General features: G+C 69.7%; 22 protein-coding genes. 16 read left to right on the forward strand and 6 right to left on the reverse strand.

Features of this window, described 5'->3' with window-relative positions:
- The first annotated feature begins 10 nt into the window (after nt 1-10).
- The 7 genes from E5P3_RS01750 to E5P3_RS01780 all read left to right on the forward strand — a co-directional run bounded on the left by E5P3_RS01750 (nt 11) and on the right by E5P3_RS01780 (nt 9,858).
- On the forward strand, nt 11-490 hold the full coding sequence (locus E5P3_RS01750; protein WP_162589479.1) for a (2Fe-2S)-binding protein: 480 nt from the start codon (nt 11-13) through the stop codon (nt 488-490).
- Between the two features lie 56 nt (nt 491-546).
- Nucleotides 547-4,290: a molybdopterin cofactor-binding domain-containing protein gene (locus tag E5P3_RS01755; RefSeq protein ID WP_162589480.1), complete on the forward strand. Its 3,744-nt coding sequence runs from the start codon at nt 547-549 to the stop codon at nt 4,288-4,290.
- Nucleotides 4,291-4,405: 115 nt separating this feature from the next.
- A complete protein-coding gene (locus E5P3_RS01760) occupies nt 4,406-5,590 on the forward strand; it encodes a fumarylacetoacetate hydrolase family protein (RefSeq protein ID WP_162584424.1) in 1,185 nt (394 codons plus the stop codon).
- A gap of 74 nt (nt 5,591-5,664) precedes the next feature.
- Nucleotides 5,665-6,474: a helix-turn-helix transcriptional regulator gene (locus E5P3_RS01765; protein ID WP_162584425.1), complete on the forward strand. Its 810-nt coding sequence runs from the start codon at nt 5,665-5,667 to the stop codon at nt 6,472-6,474.
- A gap of 93 nt (nt 6,475-6,567) precedes the next feature.
- Nucleotides 6,568-7,587, forward strand: a complete 1,020-nt coding sequence (locus E5P3_RS01770) for an aromatic ring-hydroxylating dioxygenase subunit alpha (RefSeq protein ID WP_162584426.1) — start codon at nt 6,568-6,570, stop codon at nt 7,585-7,587.
- Between the two features lie 48 nt (nt 7,588-7,635).
- Nucleotides 7,636-8,619, forward strand: coding sequence for a Bug family tripartite tricarboxylate transporter substrate binding protein (locus tag E5P3_RS01775; protein ID WP_162584427.1), 984 nt, complete (start codon nt 7,636-7,638; stop codon nt 8,617-8,619).
- A gap of 129 nt (nt 8,620-8,748) precedes the next feature.
- The gene (locus E5P3_RS01780; protein ID WP_162584428.1) at nt 8,749-9,858 is read left to right on the forward strand and encodes an ABC transporter substrate-binding protein; all 1,110 of its coding nucleotides are present in this window, start codon (nt 8,749-8,751) and stop codon (nt 9,856-9,858) included.
- Here E5P3_RS01780 and E5P3_RS01785 read toward each other — a convergent pair whose 3' ends face one another.
- On the reverse strand, nt 9,859-11,394 hold the full coding sequence (locus E5P3_RS01785; RefSeq protein ID WP_162584429.1) for a YifB family Mg chelatase-like AAA ATPase: 1,536 nt from the start codon (nt 11,392-11,394) through the stop codon (nt 9,859-9,861).
- 159 nt (nt 11,395-11,553) lie between these two features.
- Here E5P3_RS01785 and E5P3_RS01790 point away from each other — a divergent pair, with 159 nt between their 5' ends.
- From E5P3_RS01790 to glcF, 6 genes are all read left to right on the forward strand, one after another.
- Complete coding sequence (locus tag E5P3_RS01790; protein ID WP_162589481.1) at nt 11,554-12,375, forward strand: TorF family putative porin; 822 nt, start codon at nt 11,554-11,556, stop codon at nt 12,373-12,375.
- Between the two features lie 66 nt (nt 12,376-12,441).
- Entirely contained in the window at nt 12,442-12,780 is a 339-nt protein-coding gene (gene glnK, locus E5P3_RS01795) for a P-II family nitrogen regulator (protein ID WP_068686416.1), read from the forward strand.
- A 26-nt stretch (nt 12,781-12,806) separates the two neighbouring features.
- Entirely contained in the window at nt 12,807-14,333 is a 1,527-nt protein-coding gene (locus E5P3_RS01800; protein WP_174263023.1) for an ammonium transporter, read from the forward strand.
- A gap of 153 nt (nt 14,334-14,486) precedes the next feature.
- Nucleotides 14,487-15,410, forward strand: coding sequence for an SMP-30/gluconolactonase/LRE family protein (locus tag E5P3_RS01805; RefSeq protein WP_162584430.1), 924 nt, complete (start codon nt 14,487-14,489; stop codon nt 15,408-15,410).
- 106 nt (nt 15,411-15,516) lie between these two features.
- Complete coding sequence (gene glcE / locus E5P3_RS01810; RefSeq protein ID WP_162584431.1) at nt 15,517-16,614, forward strand: glycolate oxidase subunit GlcE; 1,098 nt, start codon at nt 15,517-15,519, stop codon at nt 16,612-16,614.
- Between the two features lies 1 nt (nt 16,615).
- Complete coding sequence (gene glcF, locus E5P3_RS01815) at nt 16,616-17,851, forward strand: glycolate oxidase subunit GlcF (protein WP_162584432.1); 1,236 nt, start codon at nt 16,616-16,618, stop codon at nt 17,849-17,851.
- 32 nt (nt 17,852-17,883) lie between these two features.
- Here the strand turns inward: glcF and E5P3_RS01820 are convergent, their stop codons facing one another.
- The gene (locus E5P3_RS01820; protein ID WP_197893929.1) at nt 17,884-19,392 is read right to left on the reverse strand and encodes an NHL repeat-containing protein; all 1,509 of its coding nucleotides are present in this window, start codon (nt 19,390-19,392) and stop codon (nt 17,884-17,886) included.
- 283 nt (nt 19,393-19,675) lie between these two features.
- On the opposite strand from E5P3_RS01820, the gene E5P3_RS01825 reads away from it, so the two are divergent.
- Nucleotides 19,676-20,113, forward strand: coding sequence for a carboxypeptidase regulatory-like domain-containing protein (locus E5P3_RS01825; RefSeq protein WP_162584433.1), 438 nt, complete (start codon nt 19,676-19,678; stop codon nt 20,111-20,113).
- A 12-nt stretch (nt 20,114-20,125) separates the two neighbouring features.
- On the opposite strand, the gene E5P3_RS01830 is transcribed toward E5P3_RS01825, so the two are convergent.
- From E5P3_RS01830 to lplT, 3 genes are read right to left on the reverse strand one after another with little or no spacing between them, the layout of a single operon-like run.
- The gene (locus E5P3_RS01830; protein WP_162584434.1) at nt 20,126-20,611 is read right to left on the reverse strand and encodes a glutathione peroxidase; all 486 of its coding nucleotides are present in this window, start codon (nt 20,609-20,611) and stop codon (nt 20,126-20,128) included.
- Nucleotides 20,608-21,522, reverse strand: a complete 915-nt coding sequence (locus tag E5P3_RS01835; protein ID WP_162584435.1) for a DMT family transporter — start codon at nt 21,520-21,522, stop codon at nt 20,608-20,610. Before E5P3_RS01835 ends, E5P3_RS01830 begins: the two co-directional genes overlap by 4 nt.
- 12 nt (nt 21,523-21,534) lie before the next feature.
- Nucleotides 21,535-22,839, reverse strand: coding sequence for a lysophospholipid transporter LplT (lplT, locus tag E5P3_RS01840; protein ID WP_162584436.1), 1,305 nt, complete (start codon nt 22,837-22,839; stop codon nt 21,535-21,537).
- A gap of 157 nt (nt 22,840-22,996) precedes the next feature.
- Between lplT and alr the strand changes: the two genes are divergently transcribed.
- Together alr and E5P3_RS01850 are read left to right on the forward strand one after the other, a co-directional pair.
- Nucleotides 22,997-24,085 (forward strand): alanine racemase, encoded by a 1,089-nt coding sequence (alr, locus tag E5P3_RS01845; protein ID WP_162584437.1) that lies wholly within the window; start codon nt 22,997-22,999, stop codon nt 24,083-24,085.
- 16 nt (nt 24,086-24,101) lie between these two features.
- Entirely contained in the window at nt 24,102-24,833 is a 732-nt protein-coding gene (locus E5P3_RS01850; protein ID WP_162584438.1) for a hypothetical protein, read from the forward strand.
- A gap of 2 nt (nt 24,834-24,835) precedes the next feature.
- On the opposite strand, the gene E5P3_RS01855 is transcribed toward E5P3_RS01850, so the two are convergent.
- Nucleotides 24,836-25,813, reverse strand: coding sequence for a 2-dehydropantoate 2-reductase (locus tag E5P3_RS01855; RefSeq protein ID WP_162584439.1), 978 nt, complete (start codon nt 25,811-25,813; stop codon nt 24,836-24,838).

Genomic DNA, 25,813 nt, shown 5'->3' on the forward strand with positions numbered 1-25,813 from the left:
TGCGCGCTTGATGCCGGAACTCGCCTTCAAGGTCAACGGACGCGAGATCGAGCTTTCCGTATCCGCGCAGGCCTCGCTGCTGCATGTGCTGCGCAACGATCTCTCGCTCAACGGTCCCAAGTACGGCTGCGGCCTCGGCCAGTGCGGGGCCTGCACGGTGTGGGTCGACGGCGTGGCGGCGCGGGCCTGCGTGATTCCGGCCCATGGCGTGGCCGGCCGCGCGATCACCACGCTCGAAGGACTCGGCTCGCGCGACAACTGGCATCCCGTGCAGCAGGCCTTCGAGCAGGCCCAGGCCGCGCAGTGCGGCTACTGCCTCAACGGAATGGTGATGCAGGCCGCCGCGCTGCTGGCGCGCGAGCCGCACCCCAGCGATGCGCGCATCCGGGCGGAGCTGTCGGGCAACCTGTGCCGTTGCGGCACGCACGTGGAGATCCTGGCCGCGGTGCAAGTTGCGGCGCTGCGGATGGCCAAGGACGAGACGACGTGAGCCGCACGGCCGTTCCGAAGGCGAATAGCACCGCAGCCGAAGACGAAGGTACTCCAGTGACCCGGCGCGCCGAGCAGCCGCGCACCCGCAGCGACTTCCTCCGCGCACAGGACGTGCTGGTAGTGGTGCGCGAGACGCCGCCCGCGCCACCCGCCGCCAACGGCCAGCCCCCCGTGGTCTTCGGCAACCCGGCCGAAGGCCCCGAGATCCTGCTGGCGCTGTGGAGCGACGGCAGCGCGACCGCGCTCAACGGCCACGTGGACCTGGGCACCGGCATCCGCACCGCGCTGGCGCAGGTGGTGGCCGAGGAGCTCGACCTGCCGCTGGCGCAGGTGCACATGGTGCTGGGCGACACGGCGCGTGCGCCCAACCAGGGCGCGACCATCGCCAGCGCCTCGCTGCAGATCCACGCCGCGCCGCTGCGGCTGGCCGCGGCGCAGGCGCGCGCCTGGCTGCTGGCGCAGGCGTCCGAGCGCTTCGGCGTGCAGCCTTCGCTGCTCGAAGTGCGCGAGGGCCGCATCCATGCCGGCGAGGACCCGGCCTTCAGCGTGCCCTTCGGCGAGCTGGTCTCCGGCACGCGCACATTGCTGCAGCTGGACGGCGCGGCCCGGCTCAAGGACCCCAAGGACTATCGCCTCGTCGGCACCGCGGTCCCGCGCGTCGACATTCCGGCCAAGCTGGCGGGCGAGACCGTGTTCGTGCACGACATGCGTGTGCCCGGCATGCTGCACGGCCGGGTCGTGCGGCCGCCCTATGCGGGCGCGGACCACGGCGAGTTCATCGGCAACACGCTGGAGTCGGTGGACGAATCCTCCATTGCGCACATTCCCGGCATCCGCGCGGTGGTGGTGATCCGCGACTTCGTCGGCATCGTGGCCGAGCGCGAGGAGCATGCGGAGCAGGCGTTGCGCGAGCTGCGCGTGCGCTGGAAGCCCTGGCCGGGGCTGCCCGCGCTCGATGACCTCGAAGGCGCGATCCGCGCCAACCCGTCGACGCAGCGCCTGCTGGTCGACGAGGGCCGGGTGGACGAAGCGCTCGCGAACGCGGCCCAGCCGATGCCGCGCACCTATGTCTGGCCCTACCAGATGCATGCCTCCATCGGGCCTTCCTGCGCGCTCGCGCATTGGCAGCCCGAGGGCGAACCGGGCGTGCAGCTGCGCGTCTGGGCCGGCTCGCAGAACCCGCATGTGCTGCGGGCCGATCTCGCCAAGCTCATGGGCCTGGACGATGTGGTCGTCGACGTGGTGCGCATGGAGGCTGCCGGCTGCTATGGCCGCAACGGCGCCGACGACGTGGCGGCCGACGCGGCCCTGCTCGCGCGCGCGGCCGGGGCGCCGGTGCGCGTGCAGCTCACGCGCGAGCAGGAGCATGCGTGGGAGCCCAAGGGTGCGGCGCAGCTGATGCAGGTCAACGGCGGGCTCGATGCCGAGGGCGGGGTCGCCGCCTATGACTTCGAGACCTCCTACCCCTCGAACGGCGCCCCCACGCTGGCACTGCTGCTGACGCGCACCGTCGAGCCGGTCGCGCAGGCCTTCGAGATGGGCGACCGCACCGCGCGCCCGCCCTATGCCTACGAGAACCTGCGGGTCAAGGTCAACGACATGGCGCCCATCGTGCGCGCCTCCTGGCTGCGCGGCGTCTCGGCGCTGCCCAGCTCCTTCGCGCACGAGTCCTACGTGGACGAGCTGGCCACCGCGGCCGGCGTGGACCCGGTGGCCTTCCGCCTGCGCCACCTGCGCGATCCGCGCGCGGCCGAGCTGGTGCGCGAGACCGCGCAGAAGGCCGGCTGGCGCATGCGCACCGGGCCGCAGGAGGATGCCGATGGCGATCACCCTTCGAGGCGCGCCGACGCGCGCGTGGGCCCGGGCGGCGACGTGCTCTTCGGCCAGGGCTTTGCCTATGCCCGCTACGTGCACAGCAAATGGCCCGGCTTCGGCGCGGCCTGGTCCGCCTGGGTCGCGGATGTCGAGGTCCACAAGACCACCGGTGAGGTGCATGTGCGCCGCGTGGTCGTGGGGCACGATGCGGGGCTGATGGTGAACCCCGCCGGGGTCGAGCATCAGATCCACGGCAACGTGATCCAGACCACCAGCCGGGCATTGAAGGAGCGCGTGCAGTTCGCGCCGCCGGCAGAACCGTCCGCCGGCGAGGCGCTGCCGGGCGTGCTGCCGGCGGGCGTGGTCGCGAGCCGCGAGTGGGGCGGCTACCCGATCCTCAGCTTCCGAGAGGTGCCGGTGATCGAGGTGGTGCACATGCAGCGGCCGGGCGAGCCGCCGCTGGGCGCGGGGGAGTCGTCCTCGGTGCCGGGGACGGCGGCCATTGCGAATGCGATCTTCGATGCGACGGGGGTGCGGTTCAGGGCGCCGCCGTTCACGCCGGAAGTGGTGCAGGCTGCGCTGAACCCGTCTTCACTCCCTGCCCCTCTGGGGGAGGGCGGGGGTGGGAGCGCGCGGGCGGTCGACGGTGGCGCTGCCGTGCCCCCATCCCCGCCTTCCAGCGGGGGAAGGCGCAAGACCCTGTGGGCGAGCGCTGCGGCGTTGCTGGTCGGCGCCGTCGGTGTGATTGCGGGGCTCATGGGCTGGCGCTCGGCCATCGCCCCCGTCGCCCTCAGCGCCCCCGTCTACAGCCAGGCCACCATCGACCGGGGCCGCACCCTTGCCGCCGTCGGCGACTGCGCCGTCTGCCACACCGCCCCCGGCGGCATGCCCAACGCCGGCGGCCGCGCGATGGACACGCCCTTCGGCACCATCTACACCACCAACCTCACGCCCGACCCCGACACCGGCCTGGGCCGCTGGTCCTTCAGCGCCTTCCAGCGCGCCATGCGCGAAGGCATCTCGCGCGATGGCCACCACCTCTACCCGGCCTTCCCCTACACCGCCTTCGCCAAGACCAGCGACGACGACCTGCAGGCCCTGTATGCCTATTTCATGTCGCTGCCCGCGGTGCAGGCGCCCACGCCGAGGTCCGAGCTGAAGTTCCCCTTCGGCCTCCGGCCGCTGATGGCCGGCTGGAACGCGCTCTTCCACGATCCCGCACCCATGCAGCCGGTCGCGCAGCAAAGTGCCGAATGGAACCGCGGCGCCTACCTCGTCAACGGCCTGGGGCATTGCGGTGCCTGCCACACGCCGCGCAATGCGCTGGGCGCGGAGCAGGGCGGCAGCGCCTACCTGTCGGGCGCGATGGTCGAGGGCTGGGAGGCGCCTGCGCTCACCGGCGCGGCCTCGAAGTCCGCCGTGCCCTGGAATGCCGAGTCCCTCTACCGCTACCTGCGCAACGGCCACAGCCCGCAGCACGGCACGGCCGGCGGCCCAATGGCCGAGGTGGTGCGCGAACTGGCCACCGTACCCGACGCCGACATCCGTGCGATGGCGAGCTACCTCGCGTCCTTCCATGCGGAAAGCGGCGAGCCCGAGGCCGGTGCGCAGGCGCAGCGCGTCGTCGCCACCGCCGCGGTTCGCCAGGGCCAGCTGCTCGGCCCGGCCCAGCGCCTGTTCGATGGCGCCTGCGCCGCCTGCCACCACGACGGCAACGGTCCCACGCTGCTCGGCGCCAACGTGCCGCTCGCGCTCAACAGCAACCTGACGAGCGCGCGGCCCGACAACCTGCTGCGCACCATCCTCGACGGCGTGCGCGAGCCCGCCACGCGCGAGATCGGGTTCATGCCCGCCTTTCGCGAAGCCCTCAGCGATGCGCAGATCGCCGAGCTGGCCGGCTACATGCGCGCACGCTTCGCGCCACAGGAGCCGGCGTGGAAGGATCTGAGGTCGGAGGTGGCGCGGGTTCGAGGCGGCCACTGAACAAGGGCCTGGCCGAACGCAGAAGGCGCGAAGATGCGCGAGTACGCACAAAAGACATTCAGAATCGTCTTCTGAATTCTTCTGCGTTCCGTACCCACATCTGGAGACAACACGAATGCCCCAAGTCCTCTCGCCCGCCGCCAGCCTCCCCCGCGATGCCGATCGCGCCGCCCTGATCGGCCGCCTCTGGCAACCCGATGTCGGGCCGACGCCGGTGGCGGTGCATGACGGCGGCCTGCACGACCTCACGCGCCTGGCGCCCACCACCAGCCAACTGCTCGAGCTCGACGATCCCGTGGGCCTGGTGCGCCAGGCCCTGCGCGACAACGACGCACCGCGCATCGCGGCGCTCGATGCGGCGCTCGCCAACAGCGACGAGGCCCGGCGCGATCCCGAGCTGCCCTGGCTGCTCGCCCCCTGCGACCTGCAGGCGGTGAAGGCCAGCGGCGTGACCTTCGTCGCCAGCCTCCTGGAGCGCGTGATCGAGGAGCAGGCGCGCGGCGATGCTTCCCGGGCCGAGGCCATCCGTGCCGCGCTCGGCAGCGTGCTGGGCGACAACCTCGCCGGCATCGTGCCCGGCTCGCCGCAGGCCGCCCAGGTCAAGGAGGTGCTGATCGCGCAGGGTGCCTGGTCGCAGTACCTCGAGGTCGGCATCGGCCCCGACGCCGAGATCTTCACCAAGGCGCCGGTGCTGTCGGCCGTTGGCACCGGAGCCGATGTCGGCATCCATTCCGGCTCGGTCTGGAACAACCCCGAGCCCGAGGTGGTGCTGGCGGTCGACAGCCGCGGGCGCACCCTGGGCGCGGCGCTCGGCAACGACGTCAACCTGCGCGACTTCGAAGGCCGCAGCGCGCTGCTGCTGGGCAAGGCCAAGGACAACAACGCCTCCTGCGCGATCGGCCCCTTCATCCGCCTGTTCGACACGCACTTCGGCATCGACGACGTGCGCCGCATCACGGTGGCGCTGCGCGTGGCCGGGCCCGAGGGCTTCGTGCTCGAGGGATCGAGTTCGCTGGCCGAGATCAGCCGCGACCCGCTGGACCTGGTGTCGCAGGCCATCGGGCCGCACCACGCCTATCCGGACGGGCTGATGCTCTTCCTCGGCACCATGTTCGCGCCCACGCAGGACCGCCATGGCCCCGGGCAGGGCTTCACCCACGTGGTGGGCGACCGCGTCACCATCTCGGCGCCCGAACTCGGCGCGCTGGACAACCGCGTGGTGCACTCCGACCAGGCGGCGCGCTGGTCCTTCGGCATCGGCGCGCTGATGCGCAACCTGGCAGGGCGCGGCCTGCTCTGAGCGCGTCGGCGGCGCGGGTTTGTCCCGAGCCGCGTCGGGTTCAACCAGCCAGCGTGCGAATGGACAATGCCCGCATGTCCGCCTCCTGGCGCGTTCCCGCCGTTCCACACCAGCACACGCTCGACCTGCGCGCGGTCTCGCTGTTGCTGGAAGCGCCTCGCGAGGCCGAGCCGACCCGTGCCATGCTGCATTTCCTCAATGCGCTGCTGCCGGTGGACTACATCAGCCTGGTCTCGCACATGGACGATCCGCCGGCGCTGCTCGAAGGGCATGCCTTCGGCCCTGAGCTGCGCAACGTCACCGGCCAGTGCTTCGACAAGTACCGCCGCTATTTCTACGTCTTCGACGACGCGATCCGCATCGCCGGCCGCATGCGCGCCGAGGCTGGCGAGAACGCGGAGGTGACGGCGCTGCGCTTTCGCGCCGGCGAGATTCCCGATTCGGGCTGGCGCCACCGCATCTACGAACGCGAGCACCTGTCGGACCGGCTCACGCTGCTCTTCACGCCGGCACCGCGCACCGCCTTCTCCATCAACCTCTACCGCAGCGAGGCCAAAGGCCCGTTCGCTGCCCAGGAGATCGAACGCGTGCTGGCGGTGGCGCCACTGTTGCGCCAGGTGCATCGCAATGCCGTCGGCACCGGCGCAGCCGCACGGCAGATGGCCACGCGCATCGCGCTGGCGCGGGCCCGGCTGGACGCCCGCGCCGCCGCGCTCAGCCCGCGCGAGCTCGACGTTTGCGCGCGAATCGCCTGCAGCATGACGGCCGACGGCATCGCGGCCGACCTGGACGTCGCCGCTTCCACCGTGCTCACGCTGCGCAAGCGCGCCTACGGCAAGCTCGGCATCCACGATCGCGCCGAGCTGATCCGCCTGGCGGCCTGAGCTTCGGCACCTGTCCCCTGCGCAGGGGACGCGGGCACGCGGCGGTGCGCGCCACCATCGGCTCACAACACAACCACCGATGGAGACAAGCGCATGTTCCTGCGCAACTGCTGGTATGTCGTCGCCTGGGACCACGAGATCCCGGCCGACGGCCTCTTCAACCGCACCGTGATCGGCGAGCCGCTGCTCCTGTTCCGGCGCGCCGACGGCACCATCGTCGCGCTCGAGGATCGCTGCTGCCACCGCCTGGCGCCGCTGTCCAAGGGCCGCAAGGAAGGCGATTGCGTGCGCTGCGGCTACCACGGCCTCAAGTTCGATGCCGACGGCACCTGCATCGAGGTGCCCGGCCTCGAAAGCGTGCCGCCCAAGGCGCGGGTGCGCAGCTATCCGGTGGCGCTGCGCCATGCCTGGGTCTTCGTCTGGATGGGCGATCCGGCCTTGGCCGACCCGGCGCTGCTGCCCGACAACTTCTCCTGCGACGACCCGGGCTGGCGCAACGTTCCCGGCTATCTGCACTACGACACGCCCTACCTGCTGATCTGCGACAACCTCCTGGACTTCTCGCACCTGAGCTATGTGCACGAGAAGACGCTGGGCGGTTCCACCGCGATCGCGCAGGCGCGGCCCGTCATCGAGAAGATCCCGCGCGGCCTGCGGGTCACCCGCAAGGTCCACGATGTGCCGCCGCCCGCCTACTGGGCGCGGGCGCGCGATTTCGGCGGCGGCCACGTGGACCGCTGGTTCATCTACGACTTCGTGCTGCCCGGCACGCTGCTGATGCATTCCGGCGGCCGTCCCGCCGGCGATGCCGAGGGCGACATGCGGCGCGCGGTCGAGCTGCACAGCTGCCAGACGCTCACACCCGAGACCGAGAGCAGCACCCATTACTTCTTCCAGCAGTCGCACCGCGCCGAACTGGGCGGCGAATGGCTGACGCAGATGATCCACGACGGCCTGATCGTCGCCTTCAACGAGGACCGCGACATGATCACCGCGCAGGCCCGCAACCTCGAACGCGGGCCCGAGGCCCCGATGCTGCCGCTCGCGATGGACGCGGCACTCATGCAGTTCCGCCGCTTGCTGGCGCAGGCGGTCGAGGCCGAGCGCGCCTGAGCGCCGCCGTTCCGTCACCGCCCCTTCATTCACCACCGGAGACCCACCATGTTCAGGAACTGGATGGCGGCCTGCTGCCTGGCCGCCCTGCCGCTTTGCGCGCCCGCGCAAACCACTGCACCATCGCCGCTGCCCGCCAAACCCGTGCGGCTGGTGGTGCCCTATGCGGCCGGCGGCGCCACCGATTTCGTCGCGCGCCTGGTCGGCGAGCGCCTGGCGAGGCGCCTGGGGCAGCCCGTGGTGGTGGACAACAAGCCCGGCGCCGCCGGTGCGCTGGGCGCCGCCGACGTGGCGCGCGCGCCAGCCGACGGCAGCGTGCTGCTGTTGACCATCACCGATTCGCAGATCAACAACGCGGCCCTCTTCAAGACGCTGCCCTACGACCCGCAGAAGGACTTCGCCTTCGTCACGCAGATGGTGCGCAGCCCGGCGCTCATCTCCGCCAACGCCGACCTGCCGGCGAAGAGCATCGACGAACTGCGCCGCCTCGCCGCGCGGCAGCCCGCGAGCCTGAGCTACGCCTCCTGGGGCGTCGGCGGGCTCGGGCACCTGGCCGGCGAATCGCTCAATCGCGAGCTCAAGGCGGGCATGGTGCATGTGCCGCAGAAGGGCGAGGGCCCGGTGGTGACCGACCTGCTGTCGAAGACCGTGAGCATCGGTCTGTCGTCGGTGGCGAGCGCGAAGCAGCATGTGCAGGCGGGCAAGCTGGTGCCGCTGGCCGTGCTGGGCCGCGAGCGCTCGACAGCCTTGCCGCAGGTGCCGACGCTGCGCGAGCTCGGCTTCACCGACCCGCTCTACGACACCAACGTGTGGCTCGGCGTGCTGGCGCCGGCGCGCACGCCGCCGGCCGTGGTGCAACGGCTCGCGGCCGAGATCCGCGCCATCGTCGCCGCAGAAGACGTGCGCCCGGTGCTGGTCGAACGCGGCTTCGAGATCATGAACACCACGCCCGAGCAATTCGCAGGCGGCTACAGGGCCGAGTTCGATGTGATCACGCAGCGCATCCGGGCCTTCGGCATCGAGGCGCAGTAGCGCGGATGGTCCGAAAACTAAGACAAATGCCTCAAGGGTTTGTTCTGGAGGAGGGGAGGTGAGCGCCCGGTAACAATTCAACACAAATTGCGCCGCGCGTTTTCAGCCCGGCCTTCTGGAGAGCAGCCCATGGAGACCGTGCGAGTATTTTTCTGCGCCGCCGCGCTGGCGCTGAGCGCCGCGAACGCAAAGGCCCAGATCCTGATCGGCCAATCTGCCGACATGTCGGGGCCGGTCGCAGCCAGTGTGAAGGAGACCATCCTCGGCTCGCAGCTGGTCATCGACCACGTCAATGCGCAGGGCGGCATCCACGGCGAAAAGATCGAGGTGATCCGCCTGGACGACGGGTTGGACCCCAAGCGCTCGGCCGAGAACTCGCGCGTCCTGATCGAGGAGAAGAAGGTGGTCGCGCTGCTGCTCAATCGCGGCACGCCCAATGCACTGGCGGTCATTCCGCTGCTCGACAAGAGCGGCACCCCGCTGATCGGGCCTTCCACCGGGGCGATGTCGCTGCACAAACCCTTGCAGAAGCATGTGTTCAACGTGCGCTCCACCTACCAGCGCGAGGCCGAGAAGGCGGTCCAGCACCTGCACACGGTGGGCATGCAGCGCATCGCGGTGGTCCAGGCCGACGACTCCTTCGGCAAGGACGCGATGGAAGGCGCGATGAAGGGCTTCGACAAGGCCGGCCTGAAGCCGGTCGTGCTGGCGCTGGCCGATCGCAACAAGCCCGACTACGCGGCCATCGTGCCCAAGCTCGCCGCGGCCAACGCGCAGGCCGTGCTGTGGATCGGCTCCGGCACCGCCGTGACCGAAGGCGTGAAGGCGCTGCGCGCCACCGGTTCGGCGGCCCAGGTCATCACGCTGTCGAACAACGCGGCATCGGGCTTCATCAAGGAGCTGGGCAGCGCCAGCGGCGGGGTGGTCGTGATGCAGGTGCTGCCATCGGAGCGCGGCTTGGCGCATCCGCTGGTCAAGGAGGCCTCGGATCTCGCCAAGGCCAAGGGCGACATCGAGCTCTCGCCGGCGCTGCTGGAGGGTTTCGTTGCCACCAAGGTGATGGTCGAGGCGCTGCGCCGCGCCGGCCCGAAGCCGACACGCGCCAAGCTGCTGGCCGTGCTCAACGACCTCCGCTACGACCCCGGCGGCGGACTCGAGGTGAGCTACTCGCCGCAGGACCACTCGGGCATCGACTACGTCGACCTGTCGATCATCAGCGGGGGGCGCTTCAAGCGCTGATCACTCGACCTTCTGCAGCGCTCTCCGGTACTGCACCGCCTCCGCCACATGCGCCGCCTGCACCGTGCCGGCGCCGGCCAGGTCCGCGATCGTGCGGGCCAGCTTGAGCGTGCGATGCGTCCCGCGCGCCGACCAGCCCAGCCGCGTCGCGGCGGCCTGCAGGAACTGCAGGGCCGCGGCACCGGGCTGCGCGTGGCGGTCGATCTCCGCGCCCTGCAGCGCCTGGTTGGCCTTGCCCTGGCGCCGCAGGGCGCGCTCGCGCGCCTCGACCACGCGCGCGCGAACCTCGGCGCTGGCTTCGCCGGTGGGTGTCTCCAGCAACTGGGTGGCCGGCACCGCAGGTACCTCGATGTGCAGGTCGATGCGGTCCAGCAGCGGCCCGCTGAGCTTGCCCTGGTAGCGGGCCACCTGGTCCGGCGTGCAGCGGCAGGGCTTGAGCGAGGAGCCCAGGTGCCCGCAAGGGCAGGGGTTCATGGCCGCGACCAACTGGAAGCGGGCCGGGAACTCGGCACGCCGTGCGGCCCGCGCGATGGTGATGCTGCCGGTCTCCAGCGGCTCGCGCAGCGCTTCGAGCGCGGCGCGCTGGAACTCCGGGAACTCGTCCAGGAACAGCACGCCGTTGTGCGCCAGCGAGATTTCGCCCGGCCGCGGCGGCGAGCCGCCGCCCACCAGCGCTACCGCACTGGCGCTGTGGTGCGGGCTGCAGGTCGGCCGCAGGCGCCAGCGCTCGACGGCGAAGCGGCCGTGCAGGCTGGCGACGGCGGCGCTTTCCAGCGCCTCGTCCACGCTCATCGACGGCAGCAGGCCGGCGAAGCGCTGGGCCAGCATCGACTTGCCGGACCCCGGCGGGCCCACCATCAGCAGGCTGTGCTGGCCGGCCGCCGCGATCTCGAGCGCGCGCCTGGCGCCCGCGTGGCCCTTGACGTCCGCCAGGTCGGCCTCCGCCGCCGCCGGGCCGGCGGCGGCGGCCTGCGCACGATGCCAGCCATCTTCCGCCGCATCGCCGGGTGCCGGGCCGCCCGGCAGGAACTGCCGCACCACATCGAGCAGGTGGGCTGCACCGTAGATTTCGGCGCCCGGCACCAGGGCGGCCTCCCTCGCACTCTCTGCCGGCAGCACCAGCTTGGTCGCGACACCGCGGCCATGCAGCGCCAGCGCCATCGCGAGCGCACCACGCACGGGCCTCAGGTGCCCTGAAAGCGAGAGCTCCCCCGCGAATTCGTGGCCCGCCAGCCGGGCCGCCTCGATCTGCCCGGCCGCCGCCAGGATGCCCAGGGCAATCGGCAGGTCGAAGCGGCCCGAGTCCTTCGGCAGGTCGGCCGGCGCCAGGTTGACCGTGATCCGCTTGTTGCTCGGGAATTCGAGGCCGGCGTTCTGGATGGCGCAACGCACCCGCTCCCGGGCTTCCTTCACCTCCACGTCGGCCAATCCCACCAGCGTGAAGCTGGGCAGCCCGTTGGCCAGATGCACCTCGACCGTGACGCTTGCCGCTTCCAGGCCCAGCAAAGCACGGCTCTGCACCAAAGATAAGCTCATTTCTCTCCCTTTCACCAAGATGGTGCGCCCATCTTTTGTTCATGGCGCCGTCATGCACCTGTCCCAGGCTCCGCTGTCCACGGGTCGCGAGATTTGGCACGCTCCCTGCTTTGAAACGGTATCCAACCATTTCAAAACTGACCGAGGAGTCTCCCGATGATGCACCGTAAAACCGCGTCTGCCCTGGCCGTCGCCGCCCTCGCTGCCCTGCCGATGCTGGCGAGTGCCCAGCTCACAGGCAACGTCGCGCTGACCAGCAACTACAAGTTCCGCGGCCAGGACCAGGACGTGCTGGGCAACAACGACTTCGCCAAGACCAAGGGCTTCAAGCCCGCCATCCAGGGCGGCTTCGACTATGCCTTCGGCGAGAGCGGCTTCTACATCGGCAACTGGAACTCCAGCGTCAACTGGCTCAACGGCAACAGCATCGAGAGCGACATCTACGGCGGCTACAAGTTCAAGGCCGGCGTTTTCGACCTCGACGTCGGCGTGCTGACGTACATCTATCCGGGCAACACCCGAGGCAACACCACCGAGCTCTACGGCGCCGGCACCTGGGCCGACGAGGCGATCGGCGCGTTCACGCTGAAGTATTCGCACACGGTGTCCAAGGACTACTTCAACTACGCCGGCGAGAAGGACGGCTCGGGCCTGAAGGGCCGCAACACCGGCTACCTGAACCTGAGCTACACCAAGGAAATCGTGCCCAAGGTGACCTTCAAGGCGGCGGTCGGCTACACGCACATGAGCAGCGACATCCGCAGCCTCGGCTATCGCAACTACGTGGACTACAACGTCGGCGCCTCCTACGACTTCGGCAACGGCCTGTCGCTGGCCGGCTCGGTGCAGGGCGCCAACAGGAAGAGCTCGTACCTGCTGGTGGCCGACCCGGGCCTGGACCTGGGCTTCGGGCCCATCGGCGAGCGCACCTGGTCGCCCAACAAGGCCCGATTCATCGTCACGCTGACCAAGACGCTCTGATCACGGCGACGCGTCGTTCCGAGCGATCCAGAGGAGAAACATCATGGAATCTATGAGGGAAGCATCATGAAGCTGGTCACAGCCATCATCAAGCCGTTCAAGCTCGACGAGGTGCGCGAGGCGCTCTCGGCGATCGGGGTGCAGGGCATCACCGTGACGGAGGTCAAGGGCTTCGGGCGCCAGAAAGGCCACACCGAGCTCTACCGCGGCGCGGAGTACGTGGTCGACTTCCTGCCCAAGGTCAAGATCGAGGCAGCCGTGGCCGACGAGCTGGTCGAGCGCGTGATCGAGGCGGTCGAGAGCGCCGCGCGCACCGGCAAGATCGGCGACGGCAAGATCTTCGTCTATGACCTCGAGCAGGTCGTGCGCATCCGTACCGGAGAAACAGGCCGCGAAGCCCTTTGACTTCGAGGCACGAAAGAACAGATCCAATGAAAAAACTGCTTGTCTCTCTCGCCCTCGGCCTGAGCGTGCTGGTCGCCGGCACCGCGGGCTTCGCCCAGACCCCGGCTGCGCCTGCCGAAGCGCCCGCCGCCTCGGCCCCGGCCGCCACAGCACCCGCTGCAGCGGCTCCGGCCGCAGCCGCACCCGCCGATGCCGCCGCGGCTGCGCCGGCCGCCGCCCCCGCGCCTTCGTTCAACAAGGGCGACACCTCCTGGATGCTGCTGTCGACGCTGCTGGTCATCATGATGACCATTCCCGGCCTGGCCCTCTTCTACGGCGGCCTGGTGCGCAGCAAGAACATGCTGTCGGTACTGATGCAGGTGATGGTCACCTTCTCGATGATCGTGGTGTTGTGGCTGATCTACGGCTACAGCCTGGCCTTCACCGAGGGCAACTCCTTCATCGGCGGCTTCGACAGGCTCTTCATGAAGGGCATCTTCGACCCCGCCACCGGCACTTTCGCGCCGGGCGCGACCTTCAGCAAGGGCGTCTACATCCCCGAGCTGCTGTTCGCCGCCTTCCAGGCCACCTTCGCCGGCATTACCTGCTGCCTGATCGTGGGCGCCTTCGCCGAGCGCATCAAGTTCTCGGCCGTGCTGCTCTTCATGGTGCTGTGGTTCACCTTCAGCTATGCGCCGATCGCGCACATGGTCTGGTTCTGGATGGGCCCGGACGCCTACGCCAGCACGGACGTGGTCGATGCCATGAACGCCAAGGCCGGCCTCATCTGGCAGTGGGGCGCGCTCGATTTCGCGGGCGGCACGGTGGTGCACATCAACGCGGCGGTCGCCGGCCTGGTGGGTGCCTTCCTGATCGGCAAGCGCATCGGCTACGGCAAGGAAGCCTTCACGCCGCATTCGCTGACGCTCACGATGGTCGGCGCCTCGCTGCTGTGGGTGGGCTGGTTCGGCTTCAACGCAGGCTCCGCGCTCGAAGCGGGTACCAGCGCCGTGCTGGCTTTCATGAACACCTTCTCGGCAACCGCCGCGGCGGTGCTGGCCTGGTCCATCGGCGAAGCGCTGATGAAGGGCAAGGCCTCGATGCTGGGCGCCGCATCCGGTGCGGTCGCCGGCCTGGTGGCCATCACGCCCGCGGCCGGCAACGTCGGCCTGATGGGTGCGATCGTGATCGGCTTCGTCGCGGGCTTCGCCTGCCTCTGGGGCGTCAACGGCCTCAAGCGCATGCTCGGCGCGGACGACTCGCTCGACGTGTTCGGCGTGCACGGCGTGGGCGGCATCGTGGGTGCGCTCCTGACCGGCGTGTTCAACACCCAGGCGCTGGGCGGCCCCGGCCTGGTGGGCGACTGGGTCACGGCCGGCGTGGTGTCCAACGGCATCGGCGCGCAGGTCTGGATCCAGCTCAAGGCGGTGCTGCTGACCATCGTGTGGTCCGCCGTGGTCTCCTTCGTCGCCTACAAGATCGTCGACCTCACCATCGGCCTGCGCGTGAGCGAGGAGGAAGAGCGCGAGGGCCTGGACATCTCGTCCCACGGCGAAACCGCCTACAACCGCTGAGGTGGGCGCGGGTCGCCTCGCGCGGCCCGCGGCATTGCCTGCAAGAAACGATTCAAAGCAAGAGTCTCCTTTGGATGTTCGGCCCGCAAGCGCCTTGGCGCGAGCGGGCTCTTTTTTTTGGGGTCGATGCACAACAGGCCCTAAGCTGGCGGCATGTGGACCACCCTGAACGACAGCCTCTGCCAGCTCGGCGAATCGCCGTTCTGGCATCCCCATGAGCGCTCGCTCTACTGGCTCGACATCCCGGGCCGCGCGGTGCTGCGCACGCGCGGCGGGATCGAGAGCGAGCCCACTGTCGAGCGCTGGGGCCTGCCCACCGAGCCCGGCTGCATGGCGCCTGCGGCCCGCGGCGGCCTGGTGATCGCGCTGCGCGACGGCATCTACCGCGCGCGCGAATGGGGCGGGGCGCTGGAGGCGCTCGCGCGGGTGGACCACGACGTGCGCAGCATGCGCTTCAACGACGGCAAGTGCGACGCGCAGGGCCGCTTCTGGGCCGGCACGCTCAACGAGGCGAAGGACTGCGCCAGCGGCGCGCTCTACTGCCTCGATGCGCGCGGCGGCGGCACGCCGGTCCTTGCACGCGTGGCCGATGGCGTCACCACCGCGAACGGCCTGGCCTTCGGGCCCGATGCGGCCACGCTCTACTGGGCCGACACCGCCGCGCACCGCGTGAGCGCCTGGCACTGGGACGCCGAGGCCAACCGCCTGTCGCGCCCGCGAGCGTTCCGGCAGTTCGGCGCCAAGCCCGAGGGTTGGTCGCCGGCATCGCCGCAGGGCTACCAAGGGCGCCCGGACGGCGCGACGGTCGACGCCGAGGGCCACTATTGGGTCGCGATGTTCGAGGGCGGCCAGCTGCTGCGCTTCTCGCCCACGGGCGAGCTCGCGGCCACGCTGCCCGTGCCGGTGCAATGCCCCACCATGCCCTGCTTCGGCGGCGACGACCTGCGCACGCTGTTCGTCACCAGTGCACGCCACGGGCGGTCCGCCGAGGAACTGGAGCAGCGGCCGGCCTCGGGCCACGTGATCGCATTGCGTGCGGAAGTGTCGGGCCTGCCCGTCCATTTCTTCGAGGATTGATGTGGCCCCTGCGCTCGTCGCTTCGTGTACCCGCTGCTCCCCGGGGTGGCGCCGGCCGCCTTTGGGCGGCCCGGCGCCGGCCTGAGCGGGCGCTACCATCCCCCGCATGGATCCCGCCCTCCGCCCGATCGCCGAACGCATCCGCGCCGCCGCTGCCGAACGCACCGTGCTGCGCGTCCGCGGCGGCGGCACCAAGGACTTCTACGGCGAGCCGCCGCGCGGCGAACCGCTCTCCACCGCCGGGCTGCACGGCATCGTGAGCTACGAGCCCAGCGAGCTCGTCGTCACCGCGCGCGCCGGCACGCAGCTTGTCGAGCTGGAAGCCCTGCTGGCCGAGCAGGGCCAGTGCCTTCCCTTCGAGCCGCCGCGGTTCGGCGACAGCGGCGGTACCGTCGGTGGCATGGTCGCCGCCGGCCTGAGCGGCCCGGCACGCGCGAGCGTGGGGGCCGTGCGGGACTATGTGCTGGGCGCGCAGCTTCTCAACGGCCGGGGCGAGCTGCTCACCTTCGGTGGCCAGGTCATGAAGAACGTCGCGGGCTACGACGTGTCCCGTGTGCTGGCCGGCTCGTTGGGCGTTCTGGGGCTGATCACCGAAGTGAGCCTCAAGGTGCTGCCCGTGCCGCCGGCCGAGGCCACGCTGGTCTTCGACTGCCACCAGGCCGATGCGCTGCGTCTGCTCAACGGCTGGGGCGGCCAGCCGCTGCCGCTCAACGCGAGCCGCTGGACGCACGAGCAAGGCCGGGGCCGTCTCTGGCTGCGCCTGCGCGGCGCGTCGGCCGCTGTGGCCGCTGCCTGCACCCACCTCGGCGGCGAGCGGCAGGACGATGCGCAGGCCCAGGCCGACTGGGAGGCTGCGCGCGACCTGCGCCTGCCCTGGTTCGCAGCGCGCGAGGGGCGCGAGCTGTGGCGCCTGTCGGTGCCGCAGACCGCGCCAGTGCTCCCGCTGGAAGAGCCACCGTTGATCGAATGGCATGGTGCGCAGCGCTGGTACCTGGTCTCGCCCGGCGAGGGCGAACGACTCAGGGAAGCGGCTCGCTCCGCAGGCGGCCATGCGACACTGTTCATGACCGCGGACGGTGCCAGCACCGTCACGCGCCGCTTCGATGCCTTGAGCGCGCCGCTGCGGCGCATCCACGAAGCGCTGATGCGCGAGTTCGATCCTCATGCCGTGTTCGATCGCGCGCGGCTCTTGCCAACGACTTGAGATGCAAACCGAGCTCGCCCCCGAATTCCGGAACACCGCCGACGGCCAGGAGGCCGAGGCCATCCTGCGCAAATGCGTGCACTGCGGCTTCTGCACCGCGACCTGCCCGACCTACCAGCTGCTCGGAGACGAGCTCGACGGCCCGCGCGGGCGCATCTACCTCATCAAGCAGGTGCTCGAAGGCAAGCCGCCCACGCGCAGCACGCAGCTGCACCTGGACCGCTGCCTCACCTGCCGCAACTGCGAGAGCACGTGTCCGAGCGGTGTGCAGTACGGCCACCTGGTCGACATCGGCCGCAAGATCGTCGATGAGAAGGTGCCGCGCCCCGCGATGGAAGGCGCGCTGCGCTGGACGCTGAAGGAGGCGTTGCCTTCGCCGCTCTTCGGTCCCGCGATGAAGCTGGGCCAGTCGGTGCGCGGCCTGCTGCCGGCCAAGCTCAGGGCCAAGGTGCCCGCGCCGCAATCGGCGGGCGAATGGCCCAGGCGCACGCATGCACGCAAGATGCTGATGCTCGCGGGCTGCGTGCAGCCCTCGATGGCGCCCAACATCAACAGCGCGACGGCGCGCATGCTCGACGCAGCCGGCATCGAGGCGGTCATCGCGCCGGCCGCGGGCTGCTGCGGCGCGGTGAAGTTCCACCTCAACGACCAGGAGGGCGGCAAGGCGCAGATGCGCGCTAACGTCGACGCTTGGTGGCCCTTCGTGGACGAGGGTGTGGTCGAGGCGATCGTGATGAACGCCTCCGGCTGCGGCGTCACGGTGCGCGAGTACGGCCACCTGCTGCGCGACGAGCCGGCCTATGCGCAGAAGGCCGCGCGCATCAGCGCAATCACGCGCGACCTGAGCGAGCTGCTGCCTGAACTGGTGCCGCTGTTGAAGGATCGCGTGAGCGCGCCGCCAGGCGTCTTCGCCTACCACCCGCCCTGCACGCTGCAGCACGGGCAGAAGCTGCGCGGCGGCGTCGAGGTGAACCTGCGCGCGCTCGGCTTCGACATCCAAGTCGCCAAGAACGAGTCGCACCTGTGCTGCGGCTCGGCCGGCACGTACTCCGTGTTGCAGCCCGAGCTGGCCTATGCGCTGCGGGACCGCAAGCTGGGGCACCTGGACCAGCTTCGGCCCACCGCCATCATCTCGGCCAACATCGGCTGCATCACGCACCTGCAAAGCGGCAGCGGGCTGCCTGTGCGGCATTGGGTGGAGGTGCTGGACGAGGCATTGGATGCGGCCTCGGCATGAACCGCCCTTGCGCTGCACTTCAGCACGGCGGGTCAACGCACCGGGACAATCTTGCGGATCGAGTTTCCGGAGCTGACGCACAGATTGCCCTCTGCATCCACCGCCACGTCGGTGGGAGCGCTGAATTGGGCAGCGTTGCCGATCCCGTCCGTCGAGCCCTGCACGCCAGCGCCGGCCAGGGTGGTGACGACCCCATCCGGCGTGATCCTTCGAATCCTGTTGTTTCCATCATCAGCCACGTAGAGATAACCGCTGGCGTCGATCGCCAGCCCATAGGGCCCGTCGAAGCGTGCGGCAGTGCCGGTGCCGTCGGCAAAGCCGCAAGTCGTCGAGCCAGCCAGTGTGCTAACAACGCCCTCGGGCGTGATTTTGCGAATCATGCAGTTGTTGTAGTCGGCCACGTAGAGGTTGCCTGCGGCATCCAGCTCAACAGCCTTCGGCCCGCTGAATGATGCAGCTGCGCCTGTGCTGTCGAAAGAGCCAGGCGTTGTCGAGCCAGCCAGGGTCGTCACCACGCCCTCGCGGGTGACCTTGCGGATCATGTAGTTGTAGTAGTCCGCTACATAGACATTGTCGTCGGCATCAACGGCCAGCCCCGCCGGTCCGGAGAAGAATGCGTTGGCGCCGGTGCCGTCGGTGAAACCACCATTCGCGCCGCCGCCTGCCAGGGTCCTGACGACACCCTCCGGCGTGATCTTGCGGATCGCGGTGCCGTCCGCCACATAGACGTTGTCGCTGCCATCCACTGCGACGCCGTCCGGCCAGGTGAACCGTGCGGCGGCGCCCGTGCCGTCGGCCCAACCCTGTATCCCGGAGCCGGCAAAGGTGGTCGTCAAGCCGTCCGAAGTGATCTTGCGAATCCTGTGGTTGTTCGCATCCGCAACGTAGACGGTCCCGCTGGAGTTCACCGCAAGGGCCTGCGGGGCGTTGAACCGTGCTGCAGCGCCCGTGCCCTCAGCCGAACCGCCCACCGTTGATCCGGCCAGCGTCGTGACTTGCGCCAGCGCGTCGGCGCAGTTCACCTGGACGCTGTTCACATCCGCAGTGGCCGTCCCGCTGCCATTGCTGACGCTGCAGTTCTGCCACAGAGGGTGCGTGCCCACCGTCACCGCATAGGCGGTATTGAAGGCGATGGGCGCAGCAAAGCTGAAGGCACCATTGGCTGCCAATGTCAGCGCGTCGCCACCGTTGTCGAGAAGGACCAGCTTGGTGTTGGCGGCCAAGCCGGTGAGCGTGCCGCCGATGGCATAACCGGGAGTCGGAGGTGCCGGATCGCCCGTTGCAGGAGTGCCGGGTTCAGCCGGCACCGCGGGCCCCACCGGCACCGCAGGATTCGCGGGGTCCGTCGCTGGTCCCGGATTTTCTGTCGAAGGCAAGCCCTCAGCACTCGGGGGCGTGGTGGTCGATGCCGGGGCATTCGGCGTCATGGCCAGGAGCGCGCATGTCGAGCAGCCGCCATCGCCGCCGCCACCACAGGCAGCGAGAGACAGGCAGAGCACGGCGGAAGCCAGGGGGCGAAGAGGTGCGGTGAGGAGGCTCATGTTCGAAGGACCTGATGGTTGTGGGCGCCGACGTCGGGCATACCGACCTCTGTTCATCCATGCTGGCGCCGAGATGGACGGCGAGATTCTTGTCGCGAACTCCGACGTCAAATCTGACGAATGTTCGCGGCAGAGGGCGGTGCAAACCCTCATCCCGCGCCCTTCCCCAGGTGCCTGAGGCCGCGACCGCGGCCTGCTCGCACAAGCGAAGGCGCCCTGGTCCGACCCGCTCATCCCGCGCTGGCGCCGCACGATGCCCCTGTGTTCACCTCGGGAGCAAGACATGCGAAACCTTTGTGTCCAACGGCTGTTCCGCGGCGCGGCGTTCGCCTGTGCCTGCGCAGCCGTACCGCTGGCCTCCTACGCGCAGACGATGAATCCTGGCACCGGCACGCTACCCGCCATGAAGGTGCAGGGCAACGCGCGCTTTGCCTGCGGCGGCATCGGCTCGGACGAGTCCAACGCCATGCGCGCCGCGATGAAGGACCATCCCCTCGCGCTGCTGTTCGCGCGCGCCGACGGCGCCTACCTGGCGAACGTGGACGTCACCATCAAGTCCGCCGGTGGCGACACGGCACTGGCGATGCGTGCCTCCGGTCCCGTGTGCCTGGTCGACCTGCCGGCCGGCCGCTACACGGTGGAGGCGGCGACTGAAGGCGTGGTGAAGACCCACACCGTGAACGTCGGCCGCGGTTCGCAGACCGCTGACTTCCGCTTCTGAGCGCCTGGCATCTCAGCCCGCCAGCGCCCTCTCGATGTCCCGCTCCATCGAGGCCGGCGTGTCCAGCGGCGCGTAGCGCTTGAGCACCCGCCCGTCCTTGCCGACCAGGAACTTGGTGAAGTTCCACTTGATGGCCGTGCTCCCCAACAGGCCCGGCGCCTCCTTCGCGAGCCACTTGTAGAGTGGCGTCGCACCGGAGCCGTTGACCTCGATCTTCTCCATCATCGGGAAGCTCACGCCGTAATTCTTCACGCAGAAGGCGCCGATCTCCTCGTTGGTGCCCGGGTCCTGGTTGCCGAACTGGTTGGAGGGGAATCCGAGCACCGCGAGGCCTTGGCCGGCGTACTTCTTGTAGAGCGCCTCCAGGCCCTCGAATTGCGGCGTGAAGCCGCACTTGCTGGCGGTGTTGACGATCAGGAGCACCTGGCCCTTGTACCTGGACAGCGGGACGTCGGTGCCGTCGATCTGCCGGGCTTCGAAGTCGTAGACGCTGGTCATGATGGCGTGTCCTCCAGGATGCGGGAATGCCGATCATCCTCGCGGCCGTTCGTTCGTGCAAACGAGGACCACAAGGCCGCCAGCACGATCAGCGCCCCGCCGGCCCAGACGCGGGCATCCAGCGTGGCCGCGCTCAGCGCCACTGACGAGACGCTGGCGAACAGCACTTCCGACAGCATGATCACCGCGGTGGCGCTGGCCGCCAGCCGCGCGGCGCCGTACTGCAGGCAGATGTTGGCGAAGACGAAGCCGGCGCCCAGCAACACGGCCCACCCCGCCCATCCTGCAGCCGCCGGCAATTGCAACGCCGGTGGCGCAATCGCGCCCAGCGCTGTGCCGACCGCCGCCGCCAGGCCCGCGACCAGCGCGCAGCCGCCGAACATGGCGAGCGCACGCGATTCGCCAGGAGCGGCGCGCAGCCGGCGCAGCAGGATGTTGGTCACCGCGAAGCAGAAGCCGGCCGCCACGCCCAGCCAGTCGGGCAGGCTCGCCGGCACCGGCCAGTCGGTCCCGGGCGTCTTGAGCACGACACCCACGCCGGCCAGCGCGAGCGCCATGCGCGCGAGTGCCGAGGGGCGGGGCCGCTCGCCGAGGAAGATCCAGGCCAGCAGCACGCTCCACAGCGGCATCAGGTAGAAGAGCAGCACGACGCGCACCACGTCCCCTTGCGTCACCGCCCAGTTGAAGCCCACGTTGGTGAAACCGGCCGCCACCCCCAGCAAGGTTAGCGCGGGCCATTGCGCGAAGGCCAGCCAGGCATGGCGGCGCAGCCATCCCATCGCCAGTGCGATCAAGGCATGGATGAGCGCGGTGGCCCAGACCGGATGCAGCCCATGGGCCTCGATCTGGCGGAAGGGAAACCACGAGACGCCCCAGACGAAGGCGTTGAAGACGAGCGCTAGTGCGGGCAAGGCGGCAAAGGCTCAGTGATGCTTGTCGCTGCGGGCGATCGCGAGCAGGTGTTCGACCTCTTCGGGATAGCGCTGCAGGTTGTTGCGATGCCATCGCTTGATGAGCCACATGAAGCCAGCCACCACCAGCCCGAAGGCGGTGATCGCCGCATACGCCGACAGCCCCAGGCCGGTGCAGGCGCTGTAGAAGGCGCCGAGGATCAGGATGCAGGCCTGCTCGTTGAAGTTCTGCACCGCGATCGAGCGGCCGGCGCCCATCAGGTTGTGGCCGCGATGCTGCAGCAGCGCATTCATCGGCACCACCAGGAAGCCGCCCAGCCCGCCCAGCAGGATGAGGAAAGGCACCGCGACCCAGATGTTGCCGATGAAGTTCATCCCGATCACCAGGATGCCCATGCCGATACCCAGCGGGATCACGCGCGTGGCCATGTCCAGGCGCATGCGCATCGACGCCACGATAGCGCCCACCGCGGTGCCGATCGCCACGACGCCGGTCAGCGATGACGCCTGCGCCGTGCTGTAGCCCAGGGCCAGCGAAGCCCACGCCAGCACGATGTACTTGAGGTTGCCGCCGGCGCCCCAGAACAGCGTGGTGGTCGCCAGCGAGATCTGGCCCAGCTTGTCGCGCCACAGGCGCGAGTTGCAGTGCCAGAAGTCGGGCAGCAGCGCCAGCAGGTTGCGCAGCATGCCGTGCCGCGGATTGGCGCGCAGCGGCCGCATCTCGACGCCGGTGTCGGGGATGCGCGTGTTGAACCAGGCCGCGATGATGTAGATGAAGATCAGCGCCGCGATCGCTGCCTCGGGCGGGGTGTCGATGCCGGTGTCGAGCACCGGGAAGTCCAGCGCCAGCAACCGGGTCGACAGCGCATGCCCCACCAACTGCCCGCCGAGCACGATGCCCAGGATGATGGAGGCGATCGTCAGGCCCTCGATCCAGCCGTTGGCCTTGACCAGCTGCGAGGCCGGCAGCAGCTCGGTCAGGATGCCGTACTTGGCCGGCGAATAGGCTGCCGCCCCGAGGCCGACCACCGCATAGGCCAGCAGCGGGTGCGTGCCGAACAGCATCATCACGCAGCCGACCACCTTGATCGCATTGCTGATGAACATGACGCGGCCCTTGGGCAGCGCATCGGCGAAGGCGCCGACCAGCGGCGCCAGCGCCACATAGAAGATGGTGAAGATCGGCACCAGCGCGGCGCGCTGCCACTCGGCCGCGCCGCTGGTTCGCATCAATTCCACCGCCGCAACGAAAAGCGCGTTGTCGGCCAGCGACGAGAAGAACTGGGCCGACATGATCGTGTAGAAACCGCGCTTCATCGATGGGCTGGCTGGCCAGAGGGGCTGCTGGCAATAGTGGAAGTGGGCCGCGGTACTGGCGGAAATGCGCGGTTATAGCATGGGGGTGCAGTGTCAAAATGACGTCACGCCCCGTGTCGTCCGGGTGTTTGTCCTCATGTCCTGAACGGGTTTCGCCTTGCCTCGTCCGATCCTCGCGACCATCCACAGCGCCGCCCTGGCGCACAACCTCGAGCGCGCGCGTCGCGCCGCCGTCGACGCCCGCGTCTGGGCAGTGGTCAAGGCCAATGCCTATGGCCACGGCATCGAGCGCGTGTTCGAGTCCTTCCGTGCCGCCGACGGCTTCGCGCTGCTCGACCTGGCCGAGGCCGAGCGCGTGCGCGCCCTCGGCTGGCGCGGCCCGGTGCTGCTGCTGGAAGGCGTGTTCGAGCCGCGCGACCTGGAGCTGTGCTCGCGCCTCGAGCTCTGGCACACCGTGCACTGCGACGCGCAGATCGACATGCTGGCCGCCCACAAGACCCAGGCGCCGCAGCGTGTGTTCCTCAAGATGAACTCGGGCATGAACCGCCTCGGCTTCCCGCCCGAACGTTTCCGCGCCGCCTGGACGCGCCTCGACGCGCTGCCGCAGGTCGACGAGATTTCGCTGATGACCCACTTCAGCGACGCCGACGGCGAGCGCGGCGTGGCCCACCAACTCGAGGTCTTCGAACGTTTCACGCGCGACCTGCCGGGCGAGCGCTCGGTCGCCAACAGCGCCGCCACCTTGCGCCATGCTGCCACGACGCGCGCCGACTGGGTGCGCCCCGGCATCCTGCTGTACGGCAGCGCGCCCGACTTTCCCGCGCACGATGCGGCGCACTGGCAGCTGCAGCCGACGATGACGCTCTCCACGCGGCTGATCTCGGTGCAGACCCTGGCCGCGGGCGCGACCGTCGGCTATGGCTCGCGCTTCACCGCGGAAGGACCGCTCACCATCGGTGTCGCCGCGGTCGGCTATGCGGACGGCTACCCGCGCCACTGCGATACCGGCACGCCGGTGCTGGTGAACGGCGTGCGCACCCGGATGGTCGGCCGCGTCAGCATGGACATGATCACCGTGGACCTCACCCCCGTGCCCGATGCGCGTTTCGGCACCGAGGTCACGCTGTGGGGGCGGGCCTCGAACGGCGCCGTGCTGCCCATCGACGAGGTCGCGCAGGCCGCGGGCACCGTGGGCTACGAGCTGATGTGCGCCGTGGCGCCGCGCGTGCCGGTGGCGGTGGACTGACCAAGGCGCTGGCCGCTTGAAGGTTCTGTCGAATTGGCGCTCCGTGCGCCTGTGGGAAACGCAGGTCGAGCGCGACCTGCATCGCGAGCACGACCTGCGCCTGCACGGCTTGCTGATCGGGACCTCGACGCTGCTGCTCATGTGGCTCTCGTCCTGGCTGCAGATGAAGGCCGGCGTCGAGTCGCTGGCGTTGCGCTACCTGCTCACGCTGGGCGTGGGCTACCTCGGGTACCTCTGGATCCTGCGCTGGTGGGCCACGATGCTGATCCGCAAGAACACGCAGTTCAATCCCGATCTGCCGGACCCGCAGATCGGCGACTGGCCCTCGGTCCGGGGCGGCACCAGCCCCACCGGCGCAGGGCATGGCGTCGGGGATCTGGCCGGCGGCGCCTTAGAGGCTGCGGCCGGGGCGGACGAGGGCGCCATCGTCGTGGTGCCGGTGCTCGCCATTTTCCTGATCGGTGTAGCGCTCTTCTTCGGCGCCGGCGCGCTGGTGCTCCTGTACTTTAGCTCCGAGGCCCTGCTCGCCGTGGCGATCGAACTGGCCTTCGGCTACGTCACCGCCACCGCGGCGATGCGCGTGGCGCGCGAGGGCTGGCTCACCGCCGCGGTGCGGCTGACCTGGAAGCCGCTGCTGGGTGCGCTGCTTTGCGCGGTGCTGCTCGGCGCGGCGCTGGATCGGTTCATGCCGCAGGTGAATTCGCTGCCGGAGGCGGTGCGGGTGCTGCTGGGGCGGCACCGGGCATGAACTCAGTACAACCCCAGCCCCCGCGCCTGCAATCGCGCCAGCCCCAGCAACGCATCGGTAAAGGGCGTAGTCACGCCTGCACGCTGCCCTAGTTCGCGCACCACCGACACCAGTGCATCGAGCTCGACCGGCCGATGCGCCTCCACATCCTGCAGCATCGAAGTCTTGAACGCGCCCAGCCTGCGCGTGACCGCGTGCCGGTCCTCGGGGCTCTCGGCGATCGGGATGCCGATGCGCTCGCCGATCTCGCGCGCCTCCAGCATGATGGTGGAGATGAAGCCGCGCACCAGCTCGTCGTTGAGGATGAGGTCGGTGGTGGCGCCGGTCAGCGCGCTGATCGGGTTGACCGTCATGTTGCCCCAGAGCTTGTACCAGACGTCCTTCTGGATCTGCGCCGACAGGCGGGCCTCGAAGCCGGCCTGCTTCAACAGCGCCTCGAGCCGCTGCGCGCGTGGCGTGGCCTCGCCGGAAGGCTCTCCGATGATCAGGCCGTTGCCGAAGTGATGGCGGACCACGCCGGGTCCGTCGAGCGAGCAGCTGGCATGCACCACGCCGCCGATCACATGGCGCGCAGGAATGGCGGCGTCGATCTTCCCGCCCGGGTCCACCGCCTCCAGCTGCGTGCCGGCGAGCGGGCCGCCGAAACCGCCCTGCAGGAACCACCACGGCACGCCGTTCATCGCGGTCAACACGAGGGTGTCGGGCCCGATCAACGGCGCGATCCGCGCGGCGACCGCGGGCAGGGCAGGGGCCTTCACCGCGATCACCACCAGGTCCTGCACGCCCAGCTCGGCCGGGTCGGCCACCGCATGGACCGCGACGCGCGTGCGCTGGTCGCCGCGCACCAGGGCCAAGCCTTCGCGCTGCAGGGCTTCGAGCGTCGCGCCACGCGCCACCACGTTGAGACGGCAGCCCGCCTGCGCGAGACCGACGCCGATCCAACCGCCGATCGCGCCGGCGCCGTAGATGCAGACTTTCAT

The organism is Variovorax sp. RA8, from assembly GCF_901827175.1.
In the GTDB taxonomy this organism is placed as follows: Bacteria; Pseudomonadota; Gammaproteobacteria; order Burkholderiales; family Burkholderiaceae_C; genus Variovorax.

Bases quoted from the DNA above. Each gene is read 5' to 3' on its own strand.
- E5P3_RS01750 (WP_162589479.1), top strand. From the start codon at position 11: ATGCCGGAACTCGCCTTCAAGGTCAACGGACGCGAGATCGAGCTTTCC.
- E5P3_RS01760 (WP_162584424.1), top strand. From the start codon at position 4,406: ATGCCCCAAGTCCTCTCGCCCGCCGCCAGCCTCCCCCGCGATGCCGAT.
- E5P3_RS01765 (WP_162584425.1), top strand. From the start codon at position 5,665: ATGTCCGCCTCCTGGCGCGTTCCCGCCGTTCCACACCAGCACACGCTC.
- E5P3_RS01770 (WP_162584426.1), top strand. From the start codon at position 6,568: ATGTTCCTGCGCAACTGCTGGTATGTCGTCGCCTGGGACCACGAGATC.
- E5P3_RS01775 (WP_162584427.1), top strand. From the start codon at position 7,636: ATGTTCAGGAACTGGATGGCGGCCTGCTGCCTGGCCGCCCTGCCGCTT.
- E5P3_RS01780 (WP_162584428.1), top strand. From the start codon at position 8,749: ATGGAGACCGTGCGAGTATTTTTCTGCGCCGCCGCGCTGGCGCTGAGC.
- E5P3_RS01785 (WP_162584429.1), bottom strand. From the start codon at position 11,394: ATGAGCTTATCTTTGGTGCAGAGCCGTGCTTTGCTGGGCCTGGAAGCG.
- E5P3_RS01790 (WP_162589481.1), top strand. From the start codon at position 11,554: ATGCACCGTAAAACCGCGTCTGCCCTGGCCGTCGCCGCCCTCGCTGCC.
- glnK (WP_068686416.1), top strand. From the start codon at position 12,442: ATGAAGCTGGTCACAGCCATCATCAAGCCGTTCAAGCTCGACGAGGTG.
- E5P3_RS01800 (WP_174263023.1), top strand. From the start codon at position 12,807: ATGAAAAAACTGCTTGTCTCTCTCGCCCTCGGCCTGAGCGTGCTGGTC.
- E5P3_RS01805 (WP_162584430.1), top strand. From the start codon at position 14,487: ATGTGGACCACCCTGAACGACAGCCTCTGCCAGCTCGGCGAATCGCCG.
- glcE (WP_162584431.1), top strand. From the start codon at position 15,517: ATGGATCCCGCCCTCCGCCCGATCGCCGAACGCATCCGCGCCGCCGCT.
- glcF (WP_162584432.1), top strand. From the start codon at position 16,616: ATGCAAACCGAGCTCGCCCCCGAATTCCGGAACACCGCCGACGGCCAG.
- E5P3_RS01820 (WP_197893929.1), bottom strand. From the start codon at position 19,392: ATGAGCCTCCTCACCGCACCTCTTCGCCCCCTGGCTTCCGCCGTGCTC.
- E5P3_RS01825 (WP_162584433.1), top strand. From the start codon at position 19,676: ATGCGAAACCTTTGTGTCCAACGGCTGTTCCGCGGCGCGGCGTTCGCC.
- E5P3_RS01830 (WP_162584434.1), bottom strand. From the start codon at position 20,611: ATGACCAGCGTCTACGACTTCGAAGCCCGGCAGATCGACGGCACCGAC.
- lplT (WP_162584436.1), bottom strand. From the start codon at position 22,839: ATGAAGCGCGGTTTCTACACGATCATGTCGGCCCAGTTCTTCTCGTCG.
- E5P3_RS01855 (WP_162584439.1), bottom strand. From the start codon at position 25,813: ATGAAAGTCTGCATCTACGGCGCCGGCGCGATCGGCGGTTGGATCGGC.